A 21,398-nucleotide genomic window follows, 5' to 3' on the forward strand; every position below is an offset into this window, starting at 1 on the left:
TATTAGTGGGGGAAATTCCCAAACAAAAAAACAGGCTTTTCGCCTGTTTCTCTTTAGAATAATCCTATTGCTCTTCCTTTTTCATCGATATTCATCTGGTAAGCGGCAGGCTTTTTAGGAAGTCCAGGCATCGTCATCACATCACCGGTTAGTGCGACGATAAATCCAGCTCCTAATTTTGGTACTAATTCACGAACATGGATCGTAAAATTTTTCGGACGTCCTAATTTGGTAGGTTCATCAGATAATGAATATTGCGTCTTGGCCATACAAACAGGCAATTGACCCCATCCAAATTCTTGAAATTCCTTTAATTGCTTCATTGCTTTTGTAGAAAATTCTACATCAGATCCCCCATACACCTTTTGCACTATTTTTTTAATTTTTTCTTCTATAGGGAGGTTCAAATCATAAAGATACTCAAATGTTTGCTTATTCGATTCAATTTGTTCAATCACCAACTCTGCTAATTGCAAACCACCCTTTCCACCTTTTTCCCACACTTCGGTTAATGCTACCGGAACTTTTTGTTCAGTACACCAATTTGTAAGGGTATTGATTTCTGCATCGGTATCTGTAATAAATCGATTGATCGCAACGACTACTGGTAAACCAAAGTTATAAATCGTTTCTATATGTTTTTGCAAATTTTCCAAACCCTTTTCCAATGCTAAAACATTCTCATGTTGCAAATCCGACTTTAACATACCTCCATGCATTTTTAATGCTCTAATTGTTGCTACAACAACTACGGCATCAGGTTTTATATTTGCAGCCCTAGCTTTAATATTTAAAAATTTTTCCGCTCCTAAATCTGCTCCAAATCCTGCTTCCGTTACTACATAATCTGCCAATTTTAATGCAGATTTCGTTGCCATGATACTGTTACAGCCATGAGCAATATTTGCAAACGGTCCACCATGGACTAATGCAGGTGTATGTTCGATTGTTTGAACGAGATTCGGTTTCAATGCATCTTTCAATAATAAGCTAAGTGCTCCTTCAACTCCTAAATCTCCTACTGTTACAGGTTGTTTGGATGTATTGTACCCTACTACCATTTTAGCTAGTCTTTTCTTTAAATCTTCGAGACTTGTTGATAGACATAGTACAGCCATTATCTCTGAAGCTACTGTAATATCAAATCCATCTTCACGGGGAACACCTTGCGAAGGGCCTCCAAGGCCAATCACAATTTGCCTTAATGCCCGGTCATTTATATCTAGAGCACGCTTCCAAACAATTCGTCTTTGGTCAATTTGCAATTGGTTTCCTTGATGGATATGATTGTCCATAAGTGCTGCTAGTGCATTATTTGCGGCAGTTATTGCGTGAAGATCACCGGTAAAATGAAGATTGATATCTTCCATAGGTAATACTTGAGCATAACCACCACCAGTTGCTCCGCCTTTCATCCCCATAGTAGGTCCTAAAGATGGCTCACGTAACGCAATTACAACCTTCTTCCCTAACTGATGCATTGCATCTCCTAATCCTACTGTAACCGTAGATTTTCCCTCACCAGCAGCTGTTGGATTAATTGACGTAACTAAAATTAATCGACCATCTCTATTTTCTTTTAAACTATGTATTTTTTCATAAGTAATTTTCGCTTTATATTTTCCATAATATTCAATATCATCTTCGGTTAGCCCAATGCTTTCTGCTACTTCCTTTATATGTTTTAATTTTGATTCTTGAGCAATTTGAATATCCGATTTAACTGATTTATTTTCACCCAAGTGTATGGCCTCCATTCAATTAAAAATAGTTTACCTACATTATATACTTTTTCTATCTTAAAAAGATTCAATATATAAGGAAATAATTTTATATGTTTATTTTTCAAATATACACACCAAAATAGTATTAACTACCATTCTAATTAGAAAGGAGAATCATTCATATGGAATATATTTCAAAAGTTCAACGAAATGATGAAGGAGAAATTATTAGCTTCCAAACTTCCAGCGGTAGAATAATCTCTTATCGAAAAGCTTTATTAGAAACAAAGGAAGGGTTACTAAATGGAACTAATATTGATTGGAATCAAAGTGGGGTAGAAACGTTAGTAAATGAAGATGAAAATGATCGGTTTTTTACGTACTATCCTTCCATTTTCTAACAGAACATTAAAAGAACCGCATGAATACGGTTCTTTTATTCTGCTTCGTTTTTTAGTTGTAATTGTTTTAAATCTTCTGAGCGTTTAGGATCCTCTTCAAAGAATTGTACTAAATCTCCAATGCGGTCGATTGAATTCCAACTTAAATGATGCTCGATTCCTTCAACATCTTGATATATATTTTCTTCCTTCACACCAATAATTTTTAGAAACTGTTCTAACAAATCATGACGATCAACTAATCGCTTTCCTATCTTTTTTCCCTTTTGTGTAAGAACGAGGCCTCGATATTTTTCATAAACTAAATATTCATCCTTATCAAGCTTTTGTACCATTTTCGTTACAGAGGAGGGATGGACGGAAAGTGCATCTGCAATATCCGATACACGAGCGTAACCTTTATTTTCAATTAATAAATATATTTGTTCGATATAATCTTCCATACTTGGCGTAGGCATCCCTAAACCCCCATTTATAATATAAAAAATATGTATTTGAAAATAACCTCTACGAACTACTTTCAAAGTAGTTGATATCCATTTTATATAAGGACCTGATTTAAGGCATTTCCTCAATATGAAGTTTACTATAATTGTCACGATTAAACAAGATACCCTTATTTGAACAATGATTTAGGAACACTTGGCTTCGCTATTTATTTAAAAATTCATAAAATTTAACTTTCATTCGCATCATTCCTTGACGCATATAAAGACTTTAGTGTATATTAAAATTATCATTAAATATTCAAATTTTTCTTTTATTAGAAAAATTAATGACTGTTTAATGGACAATATTTTTTCTTGGCACAGCGTGCTGTAAGATTTAGGAGGAATAGAAATTATGCAAAACGGTAAAGTTAAATGGTTTAATAACGAAAAGGGCTATGGTTTTATCGAAGTTGAAGGTGGAGATGATGTATTCGTACATTTCACTGCTATTCAAAGCGAAGGTTTCAAAACTTTAGAAGAAGGCCAAGAAGTTTCATTTGAAATTGTAGAAGGAAACCGTGGACCTCAAGCTGCTAATGTAACGAAAAAATAATAATAATACTAATATAAAAATAAGCAGGCTGACGATAAATTGTCAGCCTTTTTGGTTGCTCTATTCTTACCGTTTATGAGCATATGTTAGCTGCTTTCCAAGCTCTTTTAGCTGCTCACCTACCGTACATTTTTGAATACAAAATTGATGGGCGTATGTTTTATGATACTCTTTTCGTAAAGCTGCCTTTACGAGACAATCTCCGCAATATGTTGATAATAATTCATTTATTTCTAGTAGTAGTTTAGATCTTTCCATTGCAAACTTCCTTTCTTTTTCAACACCTGACTTAAAGTTCAATATGACTATTCACTAATATATTTTTTAATGCTTGAGATGCAAGTTGATCTGCTTCTTTATTTTGCTTCCTTGTGATTGGTTCATATAATGGCTTGATCCCCAGTTTATTTATCTTTTCTTCAATTCGATCTAACCACCGATTTAAATTTTGTTCTAAGCATGGCCACTCTCCTGTTAATTGCTTCAATAGCCCATGAGAATCGCCACGAATTGTACATGGGATAGGCTTTATGTTTAAACCTTCTAATAATACGACGGCATTGTATAATGCTGCATATTCTGCCTCATTATTAGATTCTAGTTCCGTTAATTGGTCATTGGCACGCAACCGATATGATTTACCACCTTTATCATAATAAATTACCATACCTATTCCAGATAACCTTGTTTGTAAATCAAAGCCCCCATCGAAATAAATCATGATATTTTCCGGCTCATTTTCAGTTATGTTTTTTAACTTTAAGAATTCCTTTTTTGTCCACTCATTGCCCATTTCATCAACAATAGATAGATCAACAGTTCTTCCTGTTTTAAGAAAATCATTCATTAATGTTTCAATTACGTCATCCGAAGCCCATTCTGATTCCAATAAAATTGACTCTGTTTTCGCCCCTTTATATTGCCACTTAATTTTATATTTCATCTTCTTTTTCCCTTCCAGACGGTTGTTATTTATAGCTTTTCCTTAACATTTAAATTGTTCCCCTTTTATTATTATGTATTTATATTACAATATAGTTAGGATTTACAGTGATATTGTGTTTAATTATACATTGTGTGAGTTAGGAGTGTGCGCATTTGATTGAGGTTTATATAGATGGGGCCAGTGCGGGAAATCCCGGGAAAAGTGGCGCGGGAATATTTATTAAACATCATGGTAAAGTTGAACGTTATTCAATCCCCCTTGGCATATATAATAATCATGAAGCGGAATTTCTTGCTTTAATAAAAGCACTGGAAATTTGTCAATCTTTCAATTTCCAAACAATATCTGTTCGATCTGATTCAACTGCAGTAGTTAATGCAGTTGAAAAGGAGTATACAAAAAAAGAAAAATATAAAACATTATTGGATCGTATACTTACTTTAATAAGTTCCTTTGATCTGTTTTTTATTAAATGGGTTCCAAGTTCTGAAAATAAAACCGCGGATGATTTAGCCAGAAAAGCGATCCAGGTTAAGGATTTGGAGGGGACTCATTGAATAATAAATTTCTAGCTGAACTATCTTTATTATTTGTCGCTTTTATTTGGGGCTCTACATTTGTTGTTGTCCAAAATGCCATTGATCTTCTGCCACCATTATTATTTAATGCGATTCGTTTCTTTCTTGCGGGAGTCATTATTTTCATCGTTTATTTATTTAAAAACAAAGGGAAAGTCAAATTTCAATTAAGCACACTATTTCCAGGTATGATTTTAGGATGTTGTTTATTTATTGGATATGCCCTTCAAACCATTGGTTTATTATACACTACACCGTCAAAAGCTGGATTTATTACAGGATTAAGTGTTGTAATGGTTCCTATCATTTCTTATATATGTTTTAAAAATAAACCGAAACGATCTGCCATTTTTGGCTCAAGTTTAGCTGCAATAGGCCTATATTTATTAGCTGTCAAAGGAGCTTCACCTTTTTCAGTCGGTGAAATTTATGTTTTAATTTGTACATTTGGTTTTGCTTTCCATATTATTTTTACCGACATATTCGCAAGGCGAATTTCTGTCCTTACACTGACAACAATTCAAATTTTTACAGTGGCATTTCTCTGTACATTAAGTTCACTATTATTTGAAGACTGGAAACTAATATTAAATCCTGAAACTTATCACTCAACATCATTAATTACAGCGATTTTGATTACGGCCATTTTAGGAACTGCAGCAGCATTCTTTATTCAAACGAGTTCCCAAAAATCAACTTCGCCAACGAGGGTCGCTATTATATTAACGATGGAACCTGTTTTTGCTGCCATTACTTCATATATTTGGATTGACGAAAGACTCACCCTAGTGGCGAGCATAGGGTGCATTTTTATTTTAATTGGAATGGTTATAGCAGAGCTGCCTAATAATCTGAAGTTAAAAATATTTATGAAAAAAACAAACAAAAAAAGTGCATTCTAGTAAGAATGCACTTTTTTATGCGGGCAGCAGTCCTAATTGTTGTACGTAAGTATATGCTTGTTTCATCGATTCGATATTTTTGTTCTGAAATGTTTCTAATAATGACATATAAAAGCTACCGTCGAAATGTTTTTGTGTTTTTAATGTAATTTCAATGGCCGCTTTTATTGTTTGATCCGAAGCCTTCGTATATTGTTTTCCAAAATATATAAAGCCAATCACATCTTCTTCAAATTTAAAGCCTTTTTCTCTTAATAATAAAAGATATTCGTCTAGTGAAATATTGCTATGTTTCATTTTTCCCCTCACTCCCCAAAAAACATCCTTTTTCATTGTACAGTAAATTAGATTTTATGACTAGAACATCCTCGGAAAAGTTAATTCGTGAAATAATGTTGATATTTATTTTTTTGGAAATTCTATAAATGGAGGTGATTTTTTTGGCAAAGAAAAATAATAATAGAGGAAAGAAAATTGCACCAGGCGTCAATCCACAAGGTTGGGGACAAGACGATGTGGAGTTTGCACAGGAACCTAAGTCTAAGCTGGAAAATGCTGCAAAAAAACTAAATAAAAAATAATAATACGAAAAAGATGAAAAAGCAGCCTCACATGAAGGATGCTTTTTCATCTTTAAGCTAATGCAATGTTTTCTGCCCATTTAGATTGGATAAGATGACGACGAATATTTTTTAACTCAAGTTCTTCAATTAGTTCAAAAAATGATTTCGGTATTTGCTTGCGTAAAGATGTTTCTAATGAAAACTTGATTGGTACTTGACAATTAATTTCAGCTAATTTCCTTGATAAGTGAAGCATTTCCATATCTTCTTCGATTTTCTTACTCTGTCCGGGTGTTAAATGATCAATATTTTCTAGTAACTGTTCAATTGATCCGTACTCCTGAATTAATTTCAATGCAGTTTTTTCTCCGATACCTTTAACCCCAGGATATCCATCACTTGTATCACCCATTAGGGCCTTGACGTCGATAAATTGCTTCGGAGTTAATCCTAATTCATCTTGAAATAGGCTTTCGGAATAAATTTTATAGTTACCAAAACCTTTTTGAAGTATACGAACTTCAATATGTTCATCTAATAGCTGTAATAAATCTTTATCACCAGTTACTATCGTGACATTTGCTTCATTTTTCATCGCTTTAGCAATCGTTCCAATACAATCATCCGCTTCATACCCTACAAGGCCGTGGTTTGGTAAATCAAATGCTTCCACGACGTCTTTAACAAGATCAAATTGGGGAATAAGCTCGATTGGTGGTGCTGAACGATTGGCCTTGTATCCATCAAACATCTCGTTTCGAAAAGTTTTACTACCCATATCCCAGCAAATTGCTGTGTGTGACGGTTCAATATCCTCCAACGCATAGAATAAGTGTTTCATAAAACCTTGCACAGCATTGGTTGGCATCCCTTTCGAATTCATCATAAACTGACCCGTTACACTTGTTGCATAAAATGATCGAAAAAGTAATGCCATTCCATCAACTAGTAATAAATGTGGTTTCTTCTCCATATCTACACCTCTATAAAAAGGGAATCGCCCTATTATTGTATTTCTAAATGATACAAGTTCCATTATAACACGAAGGGACAATGTGTGTTTACACAATGTCCCTTCAACATTTTATTCAGCTGTTTCGATTGGATTTTCCTCATACGATATCCAATCAGAAAAACTACCTGCATATAGCCGAACATTCGTAAAACCCGCTTCTAATAAGGCGATAATATTAGGTGTAGCTGTCACACCCGAACCGCAGTAAACAATAAATGAATCAGATTCGTTCCATTCTGAAAATCGTTTTTTCTGTTCTTCTTTAGATTTCCAAAAGCCATCTTTAAATCCATCTGTCCAGACTTTATTTATTGCAGTAGGAATATGACCGCATTTTTTATCTATTGGTTCTTCTAATCCGATATACCGGTTATATGCTCGAGAGTCAATTAAAATGGCATCACCTTTTTTTATACTCTCTTTTACATCCGACATTGTGGCTAGCATCGATGGTTGGCAAGATACGTTAAAAACAGATTTCTCGAAATGTGGGATTTCATTATCAGTTGGGTAGTTTGCTTGCTTCCAAGCTTTATATCCCCCATTTAATATATAAACATTCTTATTACCTAGATAATTAAGCAGCCACCAAAACCTGCTTGCATACTCTCCAGTTCCATCATCATAAACAATTATTTTAACACGCTCATCTATACCGGATAATTCTAGTTTTTCTTTAATAGATTGGATTGAAGGTAAAGGGTGTCTGCCACCATGCTCGGTTGGAGGAACAGATAAATCTTTTTCTAAATCAAAATAAACCGCTCCGGGAATATGTTCTTTCTTATATGCATGTTCGCCTGCTAATGGGTCCCCTAAAGAAAAACGACAATCAACAATTCTTATTTCGGACTTATTTAAATTATCTTTGAGCCATTCTACGTCTACAATGTACTTCATGATTACTCCCCCTGTTCTTTAGCTATCAGTTTCTTTATATGCTCCTTCGGACTCCAACAATCGAACGTATAATGGGGTTTCGTATCATAACCTAAACGCCGACATGTATATTTCATTCCCTGTTCGAGCTTTTCTGCGGAGAAATGAATGCACGTGGCACAAGCATGAAACCGATTTTGTTTCAAAAAACCTCTCCCTTTCTATCCTTCATCTATTTCGCTAATTGATTTCGAATTTCCACCCATTCATTCACATCGATATGTTCATCCAATATTTCAAACCAACCATTAAACTGTTCTAGCGTATCTTGAAGCATTTCTTCAATCATCCGTGAAAACTGTTGTTCAATAAATATTGTGAAGCTTTGTTGGATCAATGCTCCTTGCTGATCTAAATATTCATCAGCTAACGGCCGAAGTAATTCCTCTAATTCTTCTTGCATCAATTGCTTTTCATTTTTTTCAAAAAATGATTTGGCATTTTTAAAATGCTTGAAGGACTTTTCTAAAGATACTTTAGATACCTTTTCGAAAGCATTTGGAAACGTTGGTGTAGTCATACGATTACATTCAAAATTTGAGAATTGGATATCTTTTTGTATTTTCGCAATCTGTTCAGATAGTTGATGTTTTTGCTGTGCAAAGGCTTCTTTTACAATATTCTCTAGTCTAAGCGATGTGGCACGCAATTCTTGTGAAAAATCATAGCCAATGCTATCTAGTAAGTCATCTAAAGCGATATTTAATGCACCTTTATTATTCTTTTGAATAACTGCTGGGTTAAATGCCTCTTTAAAGAAGTCCGGAAAACGGTAAAACACTCTTTGTTTAACATAAAATAAAAGTTCCTTTTGTTCTTGTAAAAATTTATTCACTACAAAATCAGAAGAAGAACTTGTTAACAATGAATGGACTTTTTCTTTTTGCTTAAGCAGTTCTTGTTTTTTATTTTCTTTCTCTTCTTTACCTTCCAATGCTGTTGCAATATAGGAATCAAGAATTTGTATGCCTTTTTGATATTCTGTTTCTGCCGATTGAATTGTCATTTTCATTAAATCTGTTTCAAGAAAATGATTGAACTCGTTTTTAAATAAATTTATTCTCGATGTATTTTCATCTTCTGATAGCGCTAATAAACTTGATACTCCAAAGATGCGAGGAAAGCGAATTCCATATTGAGTCAATTGATCATGGACATATGATTGAACTTCACTAAGCTCCTCCTCTGAATTAGCTAAGTCAATTGCATTAATGATAAAAAACATTTTATCTAATTCAAAAGCGTCTTTCACGCGGCCTAATTGAATGAGAAACTCTCGATCAGCCTTTGAGAACGCGTGATTATAATATGTTACAAACAGAATTGCATCCGAGTTTTTAATATATTCAAACGCAACTCCTGTATGACGGGCATTAATTGAATCGGCCCCTGGTGTATCGACTAAGGTAATGCCTTTTTGAGCTAATTCCGAATCATAGTACAAATCAATTGATTCTACAAAACATGATTGGGATTCATTAGCTACGAAACCACGAAAATCATGTAAATCGGTTACAATGTCTTCACCAAGTTTTTCTTTATATTTTGGAAACCCTAATAAAAATGCATTTAAAAACGATAAATGAATCTTTTCTTTATCACTACCGGAAGCACTTTGAATCACTTTATGAATAATATTCTCTGCATCTTGTAGTCGATCACAGTTTGTTCCGAAGAACTTAAGCGATTTCTGTACATCTTCCAGTACATGTTGATTTGATTTTAAATGAACGATAGCCGTCCCATGCTTGTACTCACTTGTTGGTGGGCAAATTCGGTTGATTGCTGCAGTTGTTGGATTAGGTGAAACCGGCAATACTTTCTCCCCTAATAAAGCATTAGCAAATGAGGATTTTCCGGCACTAAATGCCCCGAATAATGCAATTGTATATTCACGATTTTCTAATCTTTCAGATTTTTCAGCCAAAACATCTGTTACGCGTTGAAAACCTTTTTTATCCTTTAAAAGGAAAACAGCTTTTTTAAGTTTTTCTATCATACTATCAACAGAAAGCGAAGTATTAACGGACATATTATCTTTTTTTGTTTCAGTTATTTTTTCACTTGTATCATTTTTTTCTTCATCTTTTTCATTTTCCGGTGTGTAGATTCGTATTTTCTTTTCATTATTTTCCCACTCATTTCGTAGTGAAAGATATGATTCTTCCACATTTGAAACCGGTAAGTAGACGTTCTCTTCCTTTTGATTTCTTTCCGATTCTAATTGGTCCAAAACCCTTAATGCATTCGTTACTTTCTTAATTTTACGCAGCGAACTTTCTAAAGTAGTATATTGACTCTCAATTTCCGGCTTTAACGTTTTCCATAAGTCTTCTCTAAAGCTCTGGCAGGTCGTTCTTGCTCGTTTCCGTATCGTTTCAGTAATTTGATCACAATAATTAAGAACATATTCCCCAGTTAATCTTGCACCAGGCTTTACACTATTGGTAATTAATGTCGAGTCAAAATCGATCGATAATTGTTGTGCCCGTCTTTGCAATTCGTCAGAAGCGATTTTTGTTTCCTTTAATTGATTTATTGCAAATTGTCGCAGATGCCAAGTAAGTTGTGTATCCACTTGTGTGGTTAAATTTTTATAAAATGCGTCAAGCCTTTCACTTCTTACAAGCTCTGTCTTCTTACCAAAAAAACCAACTTTAAAATCGGGTTGAACAGATTCTAAATAGCTTTCTGCTAATTCTCTCGTTTGAAATGGCATTAAATAAGCATTGGTCAATATTTTATCCAATTCGTTGTTAAATGTTTGTTTCCATTTCTCTTCCCGTGCATGAAGCATATCCATTTGCGCAACCATTTTTTCTTCATCTTCGAAAATTGTCGACCTTTTTTCCATTGGGTATTGGTTTACGATTTCTTCATATTGTTTTGCCTTTTCTTCTTGCTCTTCTCTTAGCCATTTAAAATGCTCTTGTACTAAAATATGAACAGATGATTCCGTTGAGGAAAGAATTCTTTCCTCTTTTTCATTCATTGTATTTTGTATTAAATGTTTAACAGTTTGAAATTGATTTTTCGGATCCTCCGGTTTTTTTAATGTAGTGTAAAATATTCCGTTTGGATGCACATCCCATGATGCAAAAGATTCTTTAACAGATTTTTGAAAATCATTAAATGATAATTCTTCGTCATTATGCTTATCAATTTGATTAATAATCAAATATAATTCAACACCGTTACGCAACAAATCTTTTGTATACATAAAATTCAATTCAGACTGAACATGATTGTAGTCCATCACATAAAAAACGATATCTGCCAAATGGATAGCCGATTCAGTGGATATGCGATGAGCATCATCTGTAGAATCTACACCAGGTGTATCCATTACTGTCACACCTTCTGCAAGATCTGATGTTGCTTGACCGATTTCAATTTCACTTACATCACCGTTCTTACAAAATTCCTTTACCTTTTTAAAATCATATGGTGCTTGAAATAATAGTGGCGGTTGATCATGATAAAATACCGTTGCATAATCGTTTGCAGCTTTATGCACTTTGACAAGATTAGCACTTGTCGGGATTGGACTTGTTGGTAACACATTGTCTCCAAGTAATGAATTAATCATTGTCGATTTACCAGCTGAAAAATGACCACAAAATGCGATGATAAATTCATGATCAATTCGTTTTTTCAATAACTTTTTTGCTTTATCAACCCTTTCCCAATCACCATTTTGTTTAAATCGTTCAATTAATCCTATTAAGTTGTTAATACTTTCTTCAGTATGTTGCTTATTCATTGTTTTTGTCATGATGAAAATTAACTCCCTACCTTTTAATACTTCTTATTTTAACGGATTTTCTCATGTATCCCAAGAACAAATACAAAAAACGTTCACTTTAAACGTGAACGTTTCACAAGTTTGGGTAAAAAACGGGGAATTTCACTTATTGTTCGATAATTAGTTTCTTTTAAGAGTACTCGTTCTTCATAAGGGATTCGTATTGCTAAAATCAGTTGATTCAAAATAAAAAAGCAGACTAAAGTAAAATACGCATTAAACATTAAAGGTATAACCAACAATTCGGTCGTTACAATAAGGTAATTTGGATGCTTGATATATTTATAAGGACCCTTTGATACGATGGTCGCTTCAGGCAAGACAATTATTTTTGTATTCCAAAATGTTCCTAAAGATTGAATGACCCATACCCTTCCGATTTGCGTGAGTAAAAATAAACTAAACCAAATTGGCCATAAACTACTTAATGATTTCGCAAAGAAAGTTACTTCAACCAAAAGTGAAACAAAAAAACAAATATGCATCATAACCATAAAAAGATAATGTTTTCGACCATATTCCTTAGCGCCCTGATCTTTCAAAAATCTTTCGTTTTTCTTAGCTATAAATAATTCAACACATCTTTGAATAATGATGATTACCAATAATAAATAAAAAAACATTATTCCCACCTCATCAACAGCTGTTCTGAGCTAAATCCGGGTCCCAACGCAATGGCTAGCCCCCATTCTTTCCGCTTTATATCATTATCCATAATACGTTTTAAAACGTAAAAAATAGTTGGAGATGACATATTACCGAATTGCTTCAAAACTTCTCTCGTATCCGCTGTTTTTGATGGCGAAAGTTGTAATGCTTTTTCATATGCTTTTACTACCTTCTTACCTCCCGGGTGTGCAATAAACTGTGAAATATCCGTTAATTTCAGTTGGTGCTTTTTTAAAAATGATTCCACATTTGGCTGTAACCAGTTTTCAACAATTGTTGGGATATCCTTAGAAAAAATAACATGCATCCCATCATCTTTAAAATCCCAACCCATAACACCTAATGAATCGTGCATAAGCCGTGATTCCGTTCCATATATAGTAGGAATTGGTTTACTAACATTTTCCAATTCTTTACACTTATCGCCTACAACCAGTGTACATGCGGCTCCATCGGCAAATAGTGATGTTCCAATTAGATTACTTTTCGAAAAATCATTTTTTTGAAATGTTAAACTACAAATTTCAATTGATAAAACAATAATCTTTGCTTGAGGAAATGCAAGACAATATTCATATGCACGAGACAACCCTGCGGCTCCCCCCGCACAGCCTAATCCCCAGATGGGAATACGTTTTACATCTTCCCTAAATGGCATTCTATTCATAATTCTAGCTTCAATACTTGGTGTGGCAAGACCGGATGTACAAACCGTAAAAATCGCATCAATCGTTCCGTATTCTTCAGCAGGCAAACAATTTTCTATAGCTTTTATTCCTAAGTTAATTGCTTCTTCAATAAACGCTTTGTTTTTTTCTGCAAATGTATGATCCTCTTTAAACCAGTCCATATCCTTCACAAAATAGCGCGTTCGTATGTCTCCATTTTCAAATACTTTAATTAATCTATTGATATCTTTGACGTTTTTAGAAAACAATTGGTGAACAAAGTTCATTGTGTCAATTTGTGAAATTTCATATGGTGGAATTCCTAATCCAACCGAACATATTTTTGGCATCACTTATCGAACTCCCTTACTATATGTAAGGATATGTTTTCCATTTCATGCTAATTTTATGTATAAAAAAAAGCTCCTCTAAGGAGCAATGGTTTCTGTTTTGAAGGAGTTGTTGTGCAAATTAATTATACACTTCTTTTGAAATCGAAAATATACTCAATATTTTCCACTAAAATTAGATCAGATAGGTGAACTAAATCTTTTACTCATGCTTGAAAAATAAGAGCAGTTTATTTAACTGCTCTCTTCTCACTTCGAAAGCCTTTTTACCTATTTCTCAACAAAAAAAGGTCAGAACCTTTTTTGGTTAGACCTCAAATTTGATTGATATTGTACTTGAATATTGATTTTATGTGTAATATCTTTTCCACATTTACTGCATCTTTCATTTTTTTCGCTGATGATCCGACAATAGTCACAGTAATACCTTTCCATAATCAGTAGCACTCTCACTTTGTAACATTCTATAGCTATATTGTATTAAAAATTATAAAAAGGGTGACTAGACTTATGATCTTTAAAATACGAGAGATGAAAATGGTTTCTCGGTATAAGTTTATGAGACCTTTTGACCAACAACTTTGATTTGTTTTCTTCTTTGCTTAGATGGAACAATATTAAATAAAATATTTAATATGATAGCAGTTAAGCTGCCTGTTACAATTCCGTTACTAGTTAGAATTTGGATATTTTCAGGAAGATTTGCAAAAAGACCGGGTACAACGGTTACTCCCATTCCCATACCAACTGAACAGGCGATGATAAGTAAATTCTCGTGTGAAGTTAAATCTACTCTACTTAACATTTTTATTCCTGATGCGATGACCGACCCGAACATCGCAACCATTGCTCCACCTAATACTGATGACGGAATAATGGTCGTTAACGCTCCTAGCTTTGGAATTAACCCTAAAATCATTAAAAAGATTCCAACAAGATAAATAACATTTTTGGATTTAATTCCGGATAATTGGACAAGCCCAACATTCTGTGAAAATGTCGTATACGGAAATGAATTAAAGATTCCGCCAATCACGCTTGCCAATCCTTCAGAACGATATCCTCTCGCTAAATCATCCTCTGAAATTTTTTGATTCGTAATATCACTTAATGCATAATATACACCAGTTGATTCAACTAAACTTACCATCGCGACAAGAAACATTGTCAAAATGGCTGACCATTCAAACGTTGGAACTCCAAAATACAGCGGTGTAATCATATGGAACATAGAAGCATCACTTACCGGTGAAAAATCAACTTTCCCCATAAATGCTGCAGCTATTGTTCCTATAACTAGTCCTAATAAAATCGAAATAGATCGAATGAATCCTTTAAAAAATCGTTGCAGAAGGATAATAATTACTAATGTACCGAAAGCTAAACCGACATTGCTTAAAGAACCGAATTGCGGGTTCCCCTCCCCACCGGCCATATTATTCATTGCAACAGGGATAAGTGTAATACCAATCGTTGTCACGACAGAACCTGTAACAATTGGTGGAAAAAAGCGAACTAACTTTCCAAAAAATTTACTAATAATAATGATTAGTAGTCCGGATGCAATTACAGCTCCATATATTGCTGTTATCCCATCTTGTAAACCTATCGCTATCATTGGACCTACCGCGGTAAAGGTACATCCTAACACCACCGGCAATCCAATTCCGAAAAAGCGATTTTTCCATACTTGGAGAATCGTTGCAATTCCACACATAAAAATATCGATTGAAACTAAAAAGGTTAATTCTTTACTCGTCATTCCTAACTTTCCACCAACTATTAGAGGAATAATGACTGCGCCGGCATACATCGCAAGCACATGCTGAATGCCTATAGTTGCCATTTTAAATTTGTTTTGCATTAGGCCATGACCTCCACCTCTTTAAATTTCACTTCCCCATCTTCTAACGCATCGATTTGCGCAAGAGATTCTACTCTTATGCCTTTATTGCGAAGGAGCTTACCACCATCTTGGAAAGATTTCTCGATAACGATTCCTATCCCAACTGTTTTGGCTTTTGCTTGCTCAACGATATTTAATAAACCTAATGCCGCTTGTCCATTTGCAAGAAAGTCATCAATAATCAAAATACGATCATTTTCATTAATAAATTTTTTTGAGACAGATATTTCGTTCGTCTCATTTTTGGTAAACGAGTGTACCTTTGCAGAATACAAATCATTAACAAGGGTAAGTGACTTACGTTTCCTTGCGAATACTACGTTAATACCTAAAGCCAAAGCGGCCATTAATGAAGGGGATATTCCTGACGATTCAATCGTCAAAATTTTTGTTACCTTATCCAAACGAAACCTATCGGCAAATTCATCTCCAATCGCTTTCATTAAAGCAGGGTCAATCTGATGATTTAAAAATGAATCAACTTTTAATACTGAATTCGAAAGGACTAGCCCATCATTTTTAATTTTTTGCTTTAATAATTCCATTCTTCTTCCCTCCAAGTAGATTATGACCAAAGGGACAAATAAAAAAGTCCAATGGTCATTGCACTCATCTTTATATGAGTGTGGCAATGTCCATTGAACTAGATGTCAATAGAAATACGAAAAAATCAATATAGTAAATTATTGATTTACCCATTGCTCACACATAGTCAAGCTATTTAAGGTAGCTTGGTAGAAACTTGCAGGCCATATTCCCGCGATTATATGAGTGAATACTTTTTTAACTGTGTTTTGATTATATCACCCTTATTCCCCCTTGAAAAGCTATTTCAAAAAAATATTTGTTCAGATTTTCACATATTCATCACAAAATGTACGCTAAAGTGTGATAAAAGTCACAGATGGATGTTTTCTTTATCACTATGATAAAAGTAACAGATCTAAAGATATTCAAAATGAATGGAGTGATAAAGCATGGCTATTCCACAGTCTAAAAAAAAGGTAAAAGAAGAACCAACATCTTTAAAAGGGACTTTGATTGCTGTTTTTATCGTAGGAGCCTTTCTAGTTATTTCATGGCTTGCAGTTTTTGGTCTTTATTTAAATCGTTTATAAATGATTGGAGTTGAATCGATTATGCATTTACATCGCTATGAGAAATGGTGGCTTACGTTTGGAATTTCAGCACTTATTATTTTCTTATCTATTGTCGGGATCCAAGCCTTTCATCAAGGACACAAGCCACCGAGTGCAAAAGCATTCGTTGATCCCGAAAGAGTTAGTGAAACCGAACCATTTACGAAACCAGGGTTACACAAGGTACAGGGCAAAGATTGGGATTACGAATTAGTAATAGTTGCAGCTGCCTTCTCGTTCACCCCAGGAGAAGTAGAAATCCCGAAAGGTGCTAAAGTAAAAATTATCGCGACAACAAAGGATGTTGTCCATGGATTTGAGATTGCGGGAACAAATGTCAATATGATGTTAGAACCTGGTTATATAAGTGAATATGTTACAACCTTTAATAAAACAGGTGAATTTCTAATCATATGTAATGAGTATTGTGGTACAGGACATCATATGATGTCAGCTAGAATTAAGGTGGTGGATAAATGATGAACGCACAAATTAGTAAAGTGGATAAACGTGATGCAAGATTATCTATGGCTTATATTACTGTAGCATTTATCGCACTCGCTGTTGGCGGGTTAATGGGACTTTTACAAACGCTCGTGCGATCCGGTAAGTTGGAATTGCCCGGTGGAATTAATTATTATGAAATATTAACGGCCCACGGTGTTTTACTCGGATTAGGCCTTACAACCTATTTTATTTTGGGCTTTCAATTTGCAGCTGTAAGTCGTACTGCTGGAACTTTATCTAGTAAAGCTAGATTATCTGGTTGGATTGGTTTTATTGTAATGGTCATCGGTACCATTTTTGCAACATGGATGATTTTAACAAATAAAGCGACAGTGCTTTACACCTTTTATGCACCGTTACAAGCACATTTTCTTTTCTACTTAGGATTAACACTTTTAATTGTAGGTAGTTGGATTGCATGTGGTGCGATGATTGCTACCTATATGAGATGGAGAAAGCAAAATCCCGGAAAACCAAGTCCGTTATTATGCTTTATGGTCGTAGTGAATTCATTACTATGGATTGTTTGTACACTGGGTGTGGCAGGTGAAGTATTATTTCAACTTCTACCGTGGTCATTAGGATTAGTGGATACAGTGAATGTACTTGTTAGCCGTACACTGTTCTGGTACTTTGGTCACCCACTTGTTTATTTCTGGCTACTACCGGCATATATGGCATGGTATGTCATTATTCCAAAAATTATTGGCGGAAAAATATTCTCAGATTCACTTGCACGATTAGTATTCATCCTTTTCTTATTATTCTCAATACCTGTCGGATTCCATCATCAGTTAACTGAACCTGGTATCGATGCTAGTTGGAAGTTCGTTCAAGTTGTTCTAACATTTATGGTTATTATACCTTCCCTAATGACTGCCTTTTCGATGTTTGCAACATTTGAAATGTTTGGGAGATCCAAAGGAGCAAAAGGATTATTCGGTTGGTTGAAAAAACTTCCGTGGAAGGATGCTAGATTTGTAGTTCCGTTTATCGGTATGGTTGCTTTCATCCCTGCTGGTGCAGGTGGGATTATCAATGCTTCTAACCAAATGGACCAAGTTGTCCATAATACGATTTGGGTAACAGGTCATTTCCATTTAACCGTCGCAACAACAGTTGTATTAACTTTCTTTGGTATAAGTTATTGGTTAATTCCACATTTAACTGGAAGAGTATTCACAAAAGCAATGAATCGTTTAGCAATTATTCAAGCGATTTGTTGGACAATCGGAATGGCATTTATGTCAGGATCCATGCATCTCGAAGGTCTTCTAGGAGCACCAAGACGTACAGCATTTACTACTTATGGAAATGCCCAACAAGCACTTGATTGGATTCCATACCAAGTTGCTCAAGCTATTGGTGGTTCCATTCTCTTCTTAGGAATTGTACTAATTATCGTAATTGTTATTAATTTAGCATTCTTTGCACCTAAAGGAGAACAAGACTTTCCAATCGGCGAAATTGCTGAAAATGCCGAAAAGACACCAATGGTTCTTGAAAACTGGAAAATATGGTTGACTGTCTTGGCAGCTTTAATCCTAATCGCATACACCGTTCCGTTTATGGATATGATTCAAAACGCCCCTCCTGGGTCAAAAGGATTTAAATTATGGTGATGAAGTAAACCCGCTTATCCATTAGCGGGTTTTTTCATTGAAAAGGCTTAATTCACTTTTATGTGATTTAATAGATTTTCTTTTTATACTTAAAATAAGTACGGAAGATAAAATACATAGGATTCCTACAAATTGAACAAAAGTAATTTTTTCGTTAAAAAGTGTAATACCAATAATTATCGCTGCAACAGGTTCAATTGTAGCTAATATAGCAGCCGTACTGCTTTCTATCCGATTCAAACCAATCGTATATAATATATATGCTAATACAGTCGGTACAAGGGCTAATCCAATCATATATAAGTGTAATTCATTTGGTATCTGATTGAATTTTTCCCAAAAGCGATAAAATGGAACTAAACAAAGTGATGCTACAAAAAAGGTATAAAACGTTATCGTTATAGAATCATAATATCGAGTAGCAAGTTTTCCAAAGATACTATACAATGCGTACCCTAATCCTGCTCCTAATCCGATAACAAAGCCTAATTGATCCCACGAAGCACCTACCCCACCATTTATCGCAATGAGAGCACATCCAATAATCGTTATTAAAACCGCGAGCAATTTCTTTTTCGTTAATCTTTCTTTTAGAAAAAGATAGGAAAATATAGCGACAAATGCAGGTGAAGTATACAATAACATCACAGCAAACGATACCGATAATTTATTCATAGCGGTAAAGTAACACCAATTAAAAAAGACGATACTACATAGTCCAGTACCTATAAAATAGGGTAAATGTGTGAGCCTAATACGAATAACTGAGTTTTTCCGCTGTAAGATAATAATTGGTATCAGTATTATAAATGCATATACGACACGAATTGTAACTATTTCCATTTCCGTAAATCCGTAATTCGATAGCTTTTTAACAAAAACAGATATAAATCCCCACGACAACGCTGCCAAAATAATAAAAAGCTGCGGCAATTCCTAATTATTCCTCCTTCGATATATGAAAATGAAGGCAACCGGAATATATCCAGTTGCCATAAGTAATGAATTACAAATTATAAACCTTTGTGTATTTATCGGTTAAATAATCGATTAAATATTTAGCGTTCAATCCTTCACCTGTCACATCGTGTAGAATTTCTAATGGCTTTTTCAATTTTCCATATTGATGAATATTTTCTGTTAACCATTCTTTGATTGGCTTTAAGTTTCCTGTAGCCAATAACTCATCAAAGTTAGGAAGTTCTTTTAACATAGCATTTTTAAATTGCGCTGCATACATATAACCAAGTGCATAGGATGGAAAATAGCCAAAACTTCCTCCAGACCAATGGACATCTTGAAGAACTCCTTCAGCGTTGTTACCAGGTCGAATTCCTAAATACTTTTCATATTTGTCGTTCCAGACTTGCGGTAAATCTTTTACTTCAATTTCATCGTTAAATAGTCCTTTTTCAATCTCATAACGAATGATAATGTGAAGCGGATATGTTAACATGTCTGCCTCAATACGAATAAAAGAAGGTTTTGATTCATTTATTGCCCTATAAAAGTCATTTAAATTTATTTCATCGAACTGGCCATCTGCGTACTCTTTCAATACATTGTAATTATGTTTCCAAAACGAAAAATCGCGACCAACAATATTTTCGTAAAATAAAGATTGTGATTCATGAATTCCCATTGATGTGCCATCACATAGTGGAGTTCCGATTAATTTTTTTGAAATATTTTGTTCATATAATGCATGGCCGCCCTCATGGATGGTACCAAATACAGCTGTGCGCCAGTCACCTTCATCATATCTTGTCGTAACGCGAACATCTCCTGGGTTTAATCCTGTAGCAAACGGATGTACCGTTTCATCTAAACGTCCAGAATTAAAATCGTAGCCCATTTGTTCTAATATTTTCAAACTAAAATCCTTTTGTTTATCCTTAGGGAAATGTTTAAAAATAAATGAAGTATCCGGTTTGTTTGAGGAATCAGATATTTTTTTGACTAATGGGATAATTGCATCTCTCACTTCAGCAAATACTTGGTCTAAAATTTCTACCGTAATTCCCGGTTCGTACATATCAAGTAATGTATTATATTTATTTCCTTCATACCCCCAATATCCAATAAACTTTTTTTGAAATTCAACAATTTTTTCTAAATAGGGTTGGAACATTTCAAAATCAGCTTTTTCTCTCGCCTCTTCCCATACACTCTCAGCTTTAGACTGTAAGATAACATATTCTTTAAACTCCTTAACTGGAATTTTCTTGTTACGATCATAGTCTTTTTGACATTCATTTAATGTCTTTTTCGTAATCTCCGATAAATCTTCAATACCGGAGAGACTAGCTATGTATGCTGCCATATCCTCAGAGGTTGACATTTGAAATACTTCCGATGAAAGCATACCAACGACCTCTGATCGTTGATCGACACCGTTTTTCGGCGCTCCTGTGCGGAGATCCCAATAAATTAATCCAAGTGCTTCATTATACGCTTGCATTTTTTTCACATATTCTAAAAACTCTTTTTCTATTTCTTTTGTATGTTCTGATATCATTAAATTGAACCTCCCTAGAAAAATCAAGATCATGTATATTTTATCATATTCTTCTGAAAAGGGAGAACAATAAAAATCGGTGTGAAACTTGGTCGTTTCACC

At 34.4% G+C, this 21,398-nt stretch carries 22 protein-coding genes and 1 riboswitch; of the genes, 8 read left to right on the forward strand and 14 right to left on the reverse strand.

Annotation, left to right across the window (positions count from 1 at the left end; translation table 11 throughout):
• Positions 1-53 precede the first annotated feature (53 nt).
• Positions 54-1,742 carry a formate--tetrahydrofolate ligase gene (locus MKY81_RS16240; protein WP_235999571.1) on the reverse strand — a complete coding sequence of 563 codons (1,689 nt, stop codon included), beginning with the start codon at positions 1,740-1,742 and terminating at the stop codon, positions 54-56.
• 164 nt (positions 1,743-1,906) lie between these two features.
• Between MKY81_RS16240 and MKY81_RS16245 the strand changes: the two genes are divergently transcribed.
• Entirely contained in the window at positions 1,907-2,125 is a 219-nt protein-coding gene (locus MKY81_RS16245; protein WP_066232571.1) for a DUF3892 domain-containing protein, read from the forward strand.
• 35 nt (positions 2,126-2,160) lie between these two features.
• Here the strand turns inward: MKY81_RS16245 and mntR are convergent, their stop codons facing one another.
• Positions 2,161-2,583: a transcriptional regulator MntR gene (gene mntR / locus MKY81_RS16250; protein WP_066232574.1), complete on the reverse strand. Its 423-nt coding sequence runs from the start codon at positions 2,581-2,583 to the stop codon at positions 2,161-2,163.
• A gap of 385 nt (positions 2,584-2,968) precedes the next feature.
• Here mntR and cspD point away from each other — a divergent pair, with 385 nt between their 5' ends.
• A complete protein-coding gene (gene cspD / locus MKY81_RS16255) occupies positions 2,969-3,169 on the forward strand; it encodes a cold-shock protein CspD (RefSeq protein ID WP_066232576.1) in 201 nt (66 codons plus the stop codon).
• Positions 3,170-3,235: 66 nt separating this feature from the next.
• Here the strand turns inward: cspD and MKY81_RS16260 are convergent, their stop codons facing one another.
• Both MKY81_RS16260 and MKY81_RS16265 read right to left on the reverse strand, forming a co-directional pair.
• Positions 3,236-3,427 (reverse strand): zinc-finger domain-containing protein, encoded by a 192-nt coding sequence (locus MKY81_RS16260; RefSeq protein WP_107919894.1) that lies wholly within the window; start codon positions 3,425-3,427, stop codon positions 3,236-3,238.
• A 31-nt stretch (positions 3,428-3,458) separates the two neighbouring features.
• On the reverse strand, positions 3,459-4,112 hold the full coding sequence (locus tag MKY81_RS16265) for a reverse transcriptase-like protein (RefSeq protein ID WP_107919892.1): 654 nt from the start codon (positions 4,110-4,112) through the stop codon (positions 3,459-3,461).
• A gap of 155 nt (positions 4,113-4,267) precedes the next feature.
• On the opposite strand from MKY81_RS16265, the gene MKY81_RS16270 reads away from it, so the two are divergent.
• Positions 4,268-4,672 (forward strand): reverse transcriptase-like protein, encoded by a 405-nt coding sequence (locus MKY81_RS16270; protein WP_066228476.1) that lies wholly within the window; start codon positions 4,268-4,270, stop codon positions 4,670-4,672.
• On the forward strand, positions 4,669-5,595 hold the full coding sequence (locus MKY81_RS16275) for a DMT family transporter (RefSeq protein WP_341118335.1): 927 nt from the start codon (positions 4,669-4,671) through the stop codon (positions 5,593-5,595). The genes MKY81_RS16270 and MKY81_RS16275 overlap by 4 nt, the downstream gene beginning before the upstream one ends.
• A 15-nt stretch (positions 5,596-5,610) precedes the next feature.
• Here the strand turns inward: MKY81_RS16275 and MKY81_RS16280 are convergent, their stop codons facing one another.
• The gene (locus MKY81_RS16280; RefSeq protein WP_341118336.1) at positions 5,611-5,928 is read right to left on the reverse strand and encodes a DUF6123 family protein; all 318 of its coding nucleotides are present in this window, start codon (positions 5,926-5,928) and stop codon (positions 5,611-5,613) included.
• Positions 5,929-6,020: 92 nt separating this feature from the next.
• Here MKY81_RS16280 and sspL point away from each other — a divergent pair, with 92 nt between their 5' ends.
• The gene (sspL, locus tag MKY81_RS16285; protein ID WP_341118337.1) at positions 6,021-6,176 is read left to right on the forward strand and encodes a small, acid-soluble spore protein L; all 156 of its coding nucleotides are present in this window, start codon (positions 6,021-6,023) and stop codon (positions 6,174-6,176) included.
• Positions 6,177-6,228: 52 nt separating this feature from the next.
• Here the strand turns inward: sspL and MKY81_RS16290 are convergent, their stop codons facing one another.
• The 7 genes from MKY81_RS16290 to MKY81_RS16320 all read right to left on the reverse strand — a co-directional run bounded on the left by MKY81_RS16290 (position 6,229) and on the right by MKY81_RS16320 (position 16,055).
• Positions 6,229-7,131 carry a 5'-3' exonuclease gene (locus MKY81_RS16290; RefSeq protein WP_341118338.1) on the reverse strand — a complete coding sequence of 301 codons (903 nt, stop codon included), beginning with the start codon at positions 7,129-7,131 and terminating at the stop codon, positions 6,229-6,231.
• A 111-nt stretch (positions 7,132-7,242) separates the two neighbouring features.
• Entirely contained in the window at positions 7,243-8,073 is an 831-nt protein-coding gene (locus tag MKY81_RS16295) for a sulfurtransferase (RefSeq protein ID WP_341118339.1), read from the reverse strand.
• 211 nt (positions 8,074-8,284) lie between these two features.
• On the reverse strand, positions 8,285-11,887 hold the full coding sequence (locus tag MKY81_RS16300; protein ID WP_341118340.1) for a dynamin family protein: 3,603 nt from the start codon (positions 11,885-11,887) through the stop codon (positions 8,285-8,287).
• A gap of 83 nt (positions 11,888-11,970) precedes the next feature.
• Complete coding sequence (locus MKY81_RS16305; RefSeq protein ID WP_066228498.1) at positions 11,971-12,540, reverse strand: isoprenylcysteine carboxyl methyltransferase family protein; 570 nt, start codon at positions 12,538-12,540, stop codon at positions 11,971-11,973.
• Positions 12,540-13,604: a type III polyketide synthase gene (locus MKY81_RS16310; RefSeq protein WP_341118341.1), complete on the reverse strand. Its 1,065-nt coding sequence runs from the start codon at positions 13,602-13,604 to the stop codon at positions 12,540-12,542. The genes MKY81_RS16305 and MKY81_RS16310 overlap by 1 nt, the downstream gene beginning before the upstream one ends.
• Before the next feature lie 556 nt (positions 13,605-14,160).
• Complete coding sequence (locus tag MKY81_RS16315; RefSeq protein ID WP_341118342.1) at positions 14,161-15,468, reverse strand: nucleobase:cation symporter-2 family protein; 1,308 nt, start codon at positions 15,466-15,468, stop codon at positions 14,161-14,163.
• Positions 15,468-16,055, reverse strand: a complete 588-nt coding sequence (locus tag MKY81_RS16320; protein WP_066228506.1) for a xanthine phosphoribosyltransferase — start codon at positions 16,053-16,055, stop codon at positions 15,468-15,470. The genes MKY81_RS16315 and MKY81_RS16320 overlap by 1 nt, the downstream gene beginning before the upstream one ends.
• A 144-nt stretch (positions 16,056-16,199) precedes the next feature.
• A riboswitch (purine riboswitch) is annotated at positions 16,200-16,301 on the reverse strand.
• 186 nt (positions 16,302-16,487) lie between these two features.
• On the opposite strand from MKY81_RS16320, the gene MKY81_RS16325 reads away from it, so the two are divergent.
• Genes MKY81_RS16325 through MKY81_RS16335 form a run of 3 tightly spaced genes read left to right on the forward strand, consistent with a single transcriptional unit; the run spans position 16,488 to position 18,778 of the window.
• Entirely contained in the window at positions 16,488-16,628 is a 141-nt protein-coding gene (locus MKY81_RS16325) for a subunit I/II of b(o/a)3-type cytochrome C oxidase (protein WP_066228507.1), read from the forward strand.
• 21 nt (positions 16,629-16,649) lie between these two features.
• Positions 16,650-17,129 (forward strand): cytochrome c oxidase subunit II, encoded by a 480-nt coding sequence (locus MKY81_RS16330; protein WP_108071424.1) that lies wholly within the window; start codon positions 16,650-16,652, stop codon positions 17,127-17,129.
• Positions 17,126-18,778 (forward strand): b(o/a)3-type cytochrome-c oxidase subunit 1, encoded by a 1,653-nt coding sequence (locus MKY81_RS16335; RefSeq protein WP_066228513.1) that lies wholly within the window; start codon positions 17,126-17,128, stop codon positions 18,776-18,778. Before MKY81_RS16330 ends, MKY81_RS16335 begins: the two co-directional genes overlap by 4 nt.
• Before the next feature lie 21 nt (positions 18,779-18,799).
• Here the strand turns inward: MKY81_RS16335 and MKY81_RS16340 are convergent, their stop codons facing one another.
• Together MKY81_RS16340 and MKY81_RS16345 are read right to left on the reverse strand one after the other, a co-directional pair.
• Entirely contained in the window at positions 18,800-19,711 is a 912-nt protein-coding gene (locus tag MKY81_RS16340) for a DMT family transporter (RefSeq protein WP_341118343.1), read from the reverse strand.
• Between the two features lie 73 nt (positions 19,712-19,784).
• Entirely contained in the window at positions 19,785-21,296 is a 1,512-nt protein-coding gene (locus MKY81_RS16345) for a carboxypeptidase M32 (RefSeq protein ID WP_425319823.1), read from the reverse strand.
• Positions 21,297-21,398 lie beyond the last annotated feature (102 nt).

This window comes from Heyndrickxia sp. FSL W8-0423 (assembly GCF_038009395.1).
In the GTDB taxonomy this organism is placed as follows: domain Bacteria; phylum Bacillota; class Bacilli; order Bacillales; family Bacillaceae_C; genus Heyndrickxia; species Heyndrickxia sporothermodurans.